This window comes from Catalinimonas locisalis (assembly GCF_038039535.1).
GTDB lineage: Bacteria > Bacteroidota > Bacteroidia > Cytophagales > Cyclobacteriaceae > Catalinimonas.
In genome coordinates, this window is sequence record NZ_JBBPHP010000092.1 from 1 (window position 1) to 2,488 (window position 2,488).

At 45.7% G+C, this 2,488-nt stretch carries 2 protein-coding genes; both read left to right on the forward strand.

Features of this window, described 5'->3' with window-relative positions:
• Nucleotides 1–168 precede the first annotated feature (168 nt).
• A complete protein-coding gene (gene istA / locus WJR50_RS33910) occupies nt 169–1,740 on the forward strand; it encodes an IS21 family transposase (protein WP_341297761.1) in 1,572 nt (523 codons plus the stop codon).
• Entirely contained in the window at nt 1,737–2,444 is a 708-nt protein-coding gene (gene istB, locus WJR50_RS33915; RefSeq protein ID WP_341297762.1) for an IS21-like element helper ATPase IstB, read from the forward strand. The genes istA and istB overlap by 4 nt, the downstream gene beginning before the upstream one ends.
• Nucleotides 2,445–2,488: the final 44 nt, after the last annotated feature.

A 2,488-nucleotide genomic window follows, 5' to 3' on the forward strand; every position in this document is an offset into this window, starting at 1 on the left:
AAAAGAGTAATGTATAAACTTGGCAGAGGGGCTGCTTAAGGGGAAAATAATAGCTTCACCAAAATTTAGGAAGAGCCGCATATTGACCCCTCAGAACGTAAGGTTTTGGTTCATTGGCGATCATCAACCATCGCAAAGAAGAACCCTATGGCAGGTAAACCAAAACCTATGAGCACGATCAAACAACTCATACTTCTACATCAGCAAGGCAAAGGACGCAAGACCATTGCCCGCACTCTAGGCATAAGCAAAAACACAGTTAAAACATACCTGGAGAAGCTCAAAAGCCTGACTACCATCAAAGATGGCCAAGGCTACACGATAGAAGAGCTATTCAGAATGGAGCATCCGGTACTGGAGGCAAAATTCCATCCGGGAAACCCTGCCTATAAGGACGACCGGTATGAAGATCTTAAAGCCAGGTTAGACTACTACTTTAGTGAACTTGAAGAACGAGGTGTCAACAAGAAACTGCTTTGGGATGAATACAGGCTGTCTAACCCAGATGGCTATAGTTACTCACAGTTCTGTTATCACCTTCATCAGCAAAAGGTAGCCCGCAGACCATCTGCTGTACTACACCATCAGCCTGGAGAGAAGCTCTACATTGACTTTGCCGGTAAGCCTCTGAGCTATATAGACAAGTCCACCGGAGAGGAGATCAAGTGCCAGGTATTTACGGCCTGTTTACCCTTCTCTGACTATAGCTTTGTAATGGCAGTCTGGAGCCAGTCCACGGAAGATTTTCTCCATGCTCTTTCCTGCTGTTTGCAGGAGTTAGGTGGTGTGCCTCAAGCGTTAGTACCGGATAATCTCAAAGCTGCGGTAATTAAAACCAACCGCTATGAGCCTGAGATCAACCGGGCATTAGAAGATTTTGCTAATCATTACGGCACCACGGTAGTACCTGCCAGGGTTCGTAAACCCAAAGATAAAGCACTGGTAGAGAATCAAGTGAAGCTGATCTACAGCCGGGTATACGCCAAACTGCGCCACATGGTCTTCTTCGATCTGCATTCCCTCAATGCAGCCATTAAAGAGAAAGTCAGAGATCACAACCAGACCCGTATGCAAAAAAAGCCCTACTGTCGGGAAGAACGCTTCTTATCTGAAGAAAAGAACCTTCTACTTCCTTTACCTGAGGAAAGATACCAGATCAAATACTACCGGGAATTGAGAGTGGCCCAGAACAATCATGTCCTCCTTTCTATAGATAAACACTATTACAGCGTTCCCTACAAGCTTATCGGCCATAAAGTTAAAGTCATCTATACCCGCAGCATGGTTTACATCTTCTACAAAGGAGAGCAGGTAGCTGTACATATTAGGAGCTTCTATCAGGGAGGCTACTCTACCACCAAAGATCATCTTTGTTCGCAGCACCAGCACTACAGAGACAGAAGTCCGGAATACTACCGCAAGCAGGCAGCAAAGAAGTCTGCTGCACTCCATGAACTGGTGTCACGCATCTTTGAGCAGGACCGCTACCCCGAGCAGCTTTACAGAAGCTGTGATGGTCTTTTTAGTCTGGAAAGGAAGACCGAACCCGAACGTTTTGAGAAAGCCTGCCAGATGGCACTGGAGAGCCAGAACTACACTTATCGCTTCGTGATGAACGTGCTGGAAAATAAGATGACCGAGGCTCAAGATACTATCTCAGAAAAACCTCTGCCCAGGCATAACAACCTCAGGGGAAAAGAACATTACCAACAATTAGAACTAAACTATAAAAGCCAATGAATCAATTAGAAAACCAAATGACAAAACTCAGGCTGCATGGAATGATCAAAACCTGGACAGCCTTGCAGGAGACCTGGAAACTCCATGCACTATCCTTACTGGATGGCCTGGAACTGCTCCTCCAGGCAGAAGAGCAGGAAAGAGATCAACGGAAGTTCAAAAGATTAGAATACAATGCTGGCTTCCGCTACAAAGCATCCATTGAAGAACTACGCTTTGACCAGAAAAGAGGCATAGACAAAAACCTGATCACCCGTCTTGCCACGGGTGAATACATCCAGAAAGGAGAGTCAGTCCTTGTGACCGGTGCCACTGGAAGCGGGAAAAGCTTCCTCTCCTCTGCTCTGGGACACCATGCCTGTTTGCTGGGCTTCAAAGTCGCTTATTTTAACACCCAGAAACTACTACTCAAAACCAAGATGGCTCGTCTGGAAGGTACCATCTATAAGTTCTTTGAGAAACTGGCCAAGACTGACCTGATCATTCTAGATGACTTTGGGTTGACCCATTTGGAAAAGCAACAGCAAATGGATCTGATGGAGATCATTGAAGACAGACATGGCGCCAGATCCACCATTATTGCCAGTCAGTTACCTGTAGCAAGTTGGTATGATGTTATCGGAGAAGCCACCATTGCCGATGCCATATTAGATAGATTGGTCCATACTTCTGTATCCGTCCGGCGGTCTACATATTGTTTTTGAAGTTCTGAGGGTATAGATCCCTGATGTTTTTATGATTGATGGCC

Excerpts from the sequence above, each read along its gene's own strand:
- istA (WP_341297761.1), top strand. The coding sequence starts at position 169 with ATGAGCACGATCAAACAACTCATACTTCTACATCAGCAAGGCAAAGGA.
- istB (WP_341297762.1), top strand. The coding sequence starts at position 1,737 with ATGAATCAATTAGAAAACCAAATGACAAAACTCAGGCTGCATGGAATG.